At 71.2% G+C, this 5,682-nt stretch carries 6 protein-coding genes; 2 read left to right on the top strand and 4 right to left on the bottom strand.

Annotated features, from left to right (window positions below):
• Positions 1–69: 69 nt before the first annotated feature.
• Both AC08OU_RS21985 and AC08OU_RS21980 read right to left on the bottom strand, forming a co-directional pair.
• Positions 70–1,308 carry a hypothetical protein gene (locus tag AC08OU_RS21985; RefSeq protein WP_476601066.1) on the bottom strand — a complete coding sequence of 413 codons (1,239 nt, stop codon included), beginning with the start codon at positions 1,306–1,308 and terminating at the stop codon, positions 70–72.
• A complete protein-coding gene (locus tag AC08OU_RS21980; protein WP_476601068.1) occupies positions 1,266–2,168 on the bottom strand; it encodes an AAA family ATPase in 903 nt (300 codons plus the stop codon). The genes AC08OU_RS21985 and AC08OU_RS21980 overlap by 43 nt, the downstream gene beginning before the upstream one ends.
• A gap of 141 nt (positions 2,169–2,309) precedes the next feature.
• Here AC08OU_RS21980 and AC08OU_RS21975 point away from each other — a divergent pair, with 141 nt between their 5' ends.
• The gene (locus tag AC08OU_RS21975) at positions 2,310–2,921 is read left to right on the top strand and encodes a hypothetical protein (RefSeq protein ID WP_462186714.1); all 612 of its coding nucleotides are present in this window, start codon (positions 2,310–2,312) and stop codon (positions 2,919–2,921) included.
• A 356-nt stretch (positions 2,922–3,277) separates the two neighbouring features.
• Positions 3,278–4,597, top strand: a complete 1,320-nt coding sequence (locus AC08OU_RS21970; protein WP_476601070.1) for an IS701 family transposase — start codon at positions 3,278–3,280, stop codon at positions 4,595–4,597.
• Positions 4,598–4,768: 171 nt separating this feature from the next.
• Here AC08OU_RS21970 and AC08OU_RS21965 read toward each other — a convergent pair whose 3' ends face one another.
• Both AC08OU_RS21965 and AC08OU_RS21960 read right to left on the bottom strand, forming a co-directional pair.
• The gene (locus AC08OU_RS21965; RefSeq protein WP_476601071.1) at positions 4,769–5,074 is read right to left on the bottom strand and encodes a helix-turn-helix domain-containing protein; all 306 of its coding nucleotides are present in this window, start codon (positions 5,072–5,074) and stop codon (positions 4,769–4,771) included.
• Between the two features lie 11 nt (positions 5,075–5,085).
• Positions 5,086–5,421: a type II toxin-antitoxin system RelE/ParE family toxin gene (locus tag AC08OU_RS21960; protein WP_462186713.1), complete on the bottom strand. Its 336-nt coding sequence runs from the start codon at positions 5,419–5,421 to the stop codon at positions 5,086–5,088.
• Between the last annotated feature and the right edge of the window lie 261 nt (positions 5,422–5,682).

The following is a 5,682-nucleotide window of genomic DNA, read 5'->3' as shown; positions in this document are numbered from 1 at the left end:
GGCATGTCCAGCCGGCGAGCCTCGGCCGCGGCCGCGGCCGCGGCCGCGCCTGCGAGGGTCACGGCGGCGTCAGGGTCGTCGAGGCGGCGCAGCACGTCGGCGAGGGCCAGCCGGTTGAGCACGATGTGGGGGCGCGCGCCCATAGTGGCCCTGCATATAGCCAACGAAGAAGACCGTCGGTGTTCCGACCGCCCCTGAGTACGCGGCGTAGGGCTTCAGGTGGTTGGCGAGAACCTCCGCTGCCGCAGCGTCGCCGAATGCCTCGACCAGGTCGATCAGCAGCATCAGTATCCCGCCCCAGCGGAGATCGACGACCGGGCCGTCGAGCATCTGGCGCAGCTGCTCGTAGTATGCCTTCGCTTCCTCGCGGCGGCCCTCGAGTTGGCGAGTGTTGGCGCGGAACACCGTGATCAGCGGCGACGGCGGGACTGCTTCCAGCATCGGCCAGAAGTCGTCCGGGAGTTCGGCGGCGTCCCCTCGCAGCATGGCCAGGTGGGCGGCGAAGGCGTAGCTCAGCCCGATCGCCTGCGCGTCTCCGGCCCGCGAGCCTAGCCGCTGGGCCTCGATGTTGGCCGACCGCGCGGCGGCGCACCCGCCTTCCAGCGCAGCTCGGGCCGCCACGCCGCGCAACCGATGCCAGCTCGCCAGCGGAAGGCCGCTGCGGTCAGCCAGCATCGCGACGGCGGCCATCGCCTCGTCCACGACGTCGAGGCGACCGAGCTGGTAGGCGGCCCTGATCCGCCACTGCTGCCCGAGTACGGCGGCCAGCGGCTGGCTAAGCCGATCGGCTTGCTCGACGGCGGTCGCGGCCAGCCGCAGCCGTTCCTCCACGTCGTCCGGACCGGCCAGCAACATCTCCCGGGCGCGGGCGGCATCCAGCAACGCCTGGGCGTCGCCGCTCGCCTGCGCGAGCTCCATCGCCTCGTCGACATACCGGTGGGCCGCCTCCGTGGATCCGACCTCGCCCAGGATCGTGGCGAGTTGTGACAGCACCTGTGCCCGCAATGCGGGCGGCTGCGGTGCGGCGAGCGCCGTCCGGCACAGCCGGGAGATCGCCTCGATGGCTTGCGGGAAGGTCACCCAACGCACCACCAGCGCCGCTGCGGCCACCAGGTCGTCCCTGCCTGCCCGCTGCGCTGCCGCAGCGGTTTGTTCGCATTGCCGGAGCGATTCGGTCAGCGCTCCGGCCAGGTAGTAGGCGCGCGCCAGCTCCAAGGTCGTCTGCGCGAGTTCCGCCTCACCGGTGCCAGCCTGCCGGAGCGCCGCTACCGCGGTGAGCAGGTGCGTGGCCGCCTCGTCGTAGGCCAAGGCCTGGACTGCCTCGACGGCGGCCTGCCTGGCCCACCGGGCTGCGCAGCGATGTGCGTGCTCGTGGCCGCCGGCGCGGCGCCAGTGACCGGCGACCTCGGCCGCGAGCCCGGGGACGGTGGACGATCGCACCTGCAGCGCGACGGCAGCCCGCCGCTGCGCCGCGCCACCTGCTCCGCGCGGGCGGCGGTGGAGGCCGCCGGGTCGAGCGCGGTGAGGTAGTCCCGGACAGCGGCTGCCGTCAGCGGTCGCAACGGCACGGCGTGGACGCTGTCCAGCCGGGACAGCTCACGCATGACGTCGCCGGCCTCGGCGCGCATCGTCGCGATCAGCAGCAGGTGGCTGTCGACGATCCCGCCGGCTACCTGCCGCACCAGCTCGACGGTGTTCGTGTCGGCCCAGTGCAGGTCCTCCAGCACGATCACCAGTGGTTCGGTGACGGCCGTCAGCACCGCATCGGCGGCCGCGGCCAGCGCGGCGAACCGCACGGCGGCCGCGCTCGCCGCGTCACCAGGTGCGCCACCAGGTACGTCGCCGCTCACCGCCCCCGCGAACAGATCGATGGCCCCGGCGATCCCCGCCGGCCGCCCGCCGCGGCGGGCGAGGGCGCGTAGCGCCTGCTGCCAGGGCCACAGTGGCGGAGCGGAACGGTCGGCGAGGCTGTAGCCGCGGCCGACCGGCACCGCCGAGGACCTCGCGTCCGCCCGCAGCGACTCCTCCACCAGCCGGGTCTTGCCGATCCCCGCCGGGCCGGTGACCAGCAGGACCCCGCCTCGACCCGCCGCCGCCGTCCGCGCCCGCGAACGCAGCAGCGTCAACTCCTCCTGCCGCCCGACGAACGGGCGGTCATCACCGCGCACCCCACCAAGGATGGGGCAACCCCGGCCACGTAGGTAGCCGGTTCCGTGCCGAAGTTCGGTACTGGTAATGAGGGACGGGGCCGGCCGGCGCGGGATCGTCGACCACGATCATCGGAACTCGACCGACGCAGGAGGCGCCCGATGGACCTCATCATCCAACCGATCTTCGGCATTCCCGACCCGCCCAGCACTGCGTGGGTGGACGACGTCCTGTCAGCCGTCCACGACGACGCTGGCGTCCTCGTCAGCCGGGCCATGTCGACGAGCGGGGACGACGGCGCGCCGGACGGGTTGATCACGCTCTGGCACGACGCCGGATCCGCGTCGGCCGGCCCCGCGGCTCCCCCGGTCGATGCCGGCGGCAGCGTCCGGCTGGGCGCCGTGCGCCGTTACACGGTGACCGGACACTTCGCCGGCGCCGCCACCGGTCCGGCCCTTTACCTGCGGCAGGCCAGCTTCGACGGGCCGCGTACCCCGCGGTGGACCGCGGCCTTCGACCGGGCGGGCACCGAGCGGATCTGGCCGGCCGTTCGCGATCTGCCCGGCATCGTCGCGACGCTGGTGGGCCGGGCGGACGACGGCGCCACCGTGATGTACCTGCTGGCCGAGACCGTCGAGGCGCTGGATGCGGCCACCGGGCGGGTCATGTCGACGTCGTTGCTGCCCGGCGAGGACCCGGCCCTGCTCACCGGCCCGGACCGGGTGGAGGTCCATCGCCTGATGCACGCCGTACTGCCCACCGCCGGGTCGTGACCGATCGGGTGGAGGGTGCCCGCAGCCGGGCCAGTTCGCCGGCGCGGCGGCGGTTTCTGGGTGGTGTTCGCACCCGGCCTGGGGGATGGCAGCACTCGTGAAACGCGGTGCCTGCGGCCTCGCGCCGACGGGGCCGAGCCGTGCATTGTCAGGCATATGAGGAAACGCTCGACTTTCGCACTTTTCCTTGATCGCTCGCCGCGAGAGAAGAAGTCAACTGATTACGCCCGTTGAGCTGGGTGGCATGTTTCTGGGGGTGGCACGGCCCGGTGTGGCGTGCGGGGAAACGAGCAGCTCGGGAGCCTGCTGGCGGGAGCATCGGCGCTTCCTATAACCGGCTCGAAAGCTGGACGCCGATGCTCCCGGATGTCACGATACCCGTCTCTCTAGCGACGCTGCTGGAGGGTTTCCGACCGTGTTTCACCGCACCGACGTTTCGAGTGTTCCGCGCCCTCGTCGTCGGGATGCTGGCCGCGACCGGCCGGCGGACGGTGCGCGGCATGCTCGTGGGGGCCGGGCTGTCACGGACCTTGCCGCACGACCGGGCGCACCGGTTCTTCGCCGCGGCCCGCTGGGACCCCAACCAGCTCGGTCTGGCACTCGCCCGTCTCGTCGTGCGACTGCTCGTCGCCCACAGCGCCCCGGTGCTGGTCGCGGTCGACGACACCCTGTTCACCAGGACAGGGAAAAAGGTGTGGGCCGCGGGCTGGTTCCACGACGGCTCCGCCCGAGACTCCCGCCAGATCGGCTTTGGGAACAACTGGGTGATCGTCGGGATCGTCGTGACCCTGCCGATGCTGGACCGGCCGGTGTGCCTACCAGTGCTGGCCCGTCTGGTCCGCAAGGACACCACCTCGGCGTCCCGGCTGTGGCTGGCCGCCCGCGCGGTCGAACAGCTCGCCGCTGTGCTACCCGGCCGCCGGATCCACGTCGTCGCGGACGCCGCCTACGCCGGTGACGAGCTGCGCACCCTGCCCAGCTCGGCGACCTGGACAACCCGACTCCGCAAGGACGCCGCCCTGTTCGCCCCCGCCCCGCCGCGGACCGGGAAACGCGGCCGGCCCCGCCTGAAAGGCGACCGGCTCGGCACGCTGACCCAGCTCGCCACCACCGAGACGTTCGTCCCAGTCACGGTCGTCCGCTACGGCCAGACCGTCACCGTCCACGTCGCCGCCGTGCGCTGCCTCTGGTACGGCGTCTTCGGCACCCGCCCGGTCACCGTGATCCTCGTCCGCGACAACGCCGGCCGTGCCGGCACCCACGACCTGGCACTCGTCACCACCGACACCCTCACCAGACCCGCCGACCTCGTCACCCGCTACGCCGCCCGCTGGTCGATCGAAGTCGCCATCGAAGACGCCAAACAGCTCATCGGCGTCGGCCAGGCCCGCAACCGGAAAGCCCACGCCGTCGAACGCACCGTGCCGTTCGGACTGGCCTGCCAAACCCTCGCGACCTGCTGGTACGCCACCGCCGGCCACCACCCCGACGACGCCACCGACCACCGCGACCGCGCACCCTGGTACACCACCAAGACCCGCCCCTCCACCGCTGACATCCTCGCCAAGCTCCGCCGCGTCCTCATCGCCGCCAAATATCAGGCCACACACCCCGAGCAGCCGACACCAGCAGAAATCCACACCCTCCGGCTGGCCTGGGAGACCGACGCCGCATAACTACGAAAGTCGAGATTCTAGGAAAATACCGGCAATAAATGAAGTGGAATCACGCTCCACTAGTTCGGCTAACAGGTCGCCCCAGCCATGACTCGAACCCCACAGCGGGCAGACAACATCATCTATCGAGTCAAACGCATGTTCCGAACCTCTGGTGGGTCCGGACGCCCGCTACGCCACTGAACGAGGGATGACGCGGACGTCGAGGTCGGCGTCGAGAGCCTCGGCGAGCCGTTCCAGCACAGGCAGTGTCGGTACGGTGCCACCGGCCTCGAACCGCGCCACCGCCGACTGCGTCATGCCCGCCGCGCGGGCCAGTTCGACCTGACTCCAGGCACGCCGCTGGCGCAGCTCCCGCACCGACCTACCCAGCTCAAAGGCCAGCCTGGCCGCCTGGTAGGCCTCGCGCGCGCCCGGCTCGCCCATCCGGCGTTCCCTCAGCCCCACCCAGTCCGCCCGCTCAGCCATCGCCGTCATCCCCCTCATTCTCACCCGCCGTGTGCGACCCTGTCAGGCAGCGCGCCAGCGCGCCTCGCCCTGGATCCCTCGGCGACCTCCCTCATCCGCAACTTGGCAAACACCGTCAGAAGCACCACCCTCCGACCCGGCGCGATCCAGTAGGTCACCCGGATCGCCCGGCCCTCCAGATGAAACCGCAGCTCCCGCAGCTTGCCGTCGAGCTGCCGCGTGTACGGCTCACCCAGCAACGGACCCTGCTCGGCGAGCAGATCCACGTAGAAAGCGGCCGTCGCGAAATGCGCGGTCGGCAGCCGTTCCAGCCAGTCCCGAACTTCCGGTTCCAGCTCGACGGTACCCCAGGTCATAGCGTTGACGCTATAGCCGCGCGGCTGCGGTCCACCCGTCAGGACCGACACGGCCACCTGCCAGACCACGACACGCCGTGCACCAGCCCCGCGGAATCATCTCCTGCGATACAGGAGACCCGAAGGTGGAGCTCGGCTCCCGGGGTGGGCTGAGCCCTCGATCGTCAATCGGTGCCCCTGAACGTGATCCACATCGATGTATGGCCCGGAAGCCGATCTCAGCGCCGGAATACCGACCAAAATACCGCGACAAAACATCTG

The sequence above is a fragment of the Frankia sp. CcMO1 genome, assembly GCF_977945845.1.
Note: the sequence above shows the minus strand (reverse complement) of the source record. Positions and strands in the feature narration are given on the sequence as shown.

Coding starts and splice junctions, on each gene's coding strand:
- AC08OU_RS21975 (WP_462186714.1), top strand. CDS start 2,310: ATGGACCTCATCATCCAACCGATCTTCGGCATTCCCGACCCGCCCAGC.
- AC08OU_RS21960 (WP_462186713.1), bottom strand. CDS start 5,421: ATGACCTGGGGTACCGTCGAGCTGGAACCGGAAGTTCGGGACTGGCTG.
- AC08OU_RS21965 (WP_476601071.1), bottom strand. CDS start 5,074: ATGACGGCGATGGCTGAGCGGGCGGACTGGGTGGGGCTGAGGGAACGC.
- AC08OU_RS21970 (WP_476601070.1), top strand. CDS start 3,278: ATGCTCCCGGATGTCACGATACCCGTCTCTCTAGCGACGCTGCTGGAG.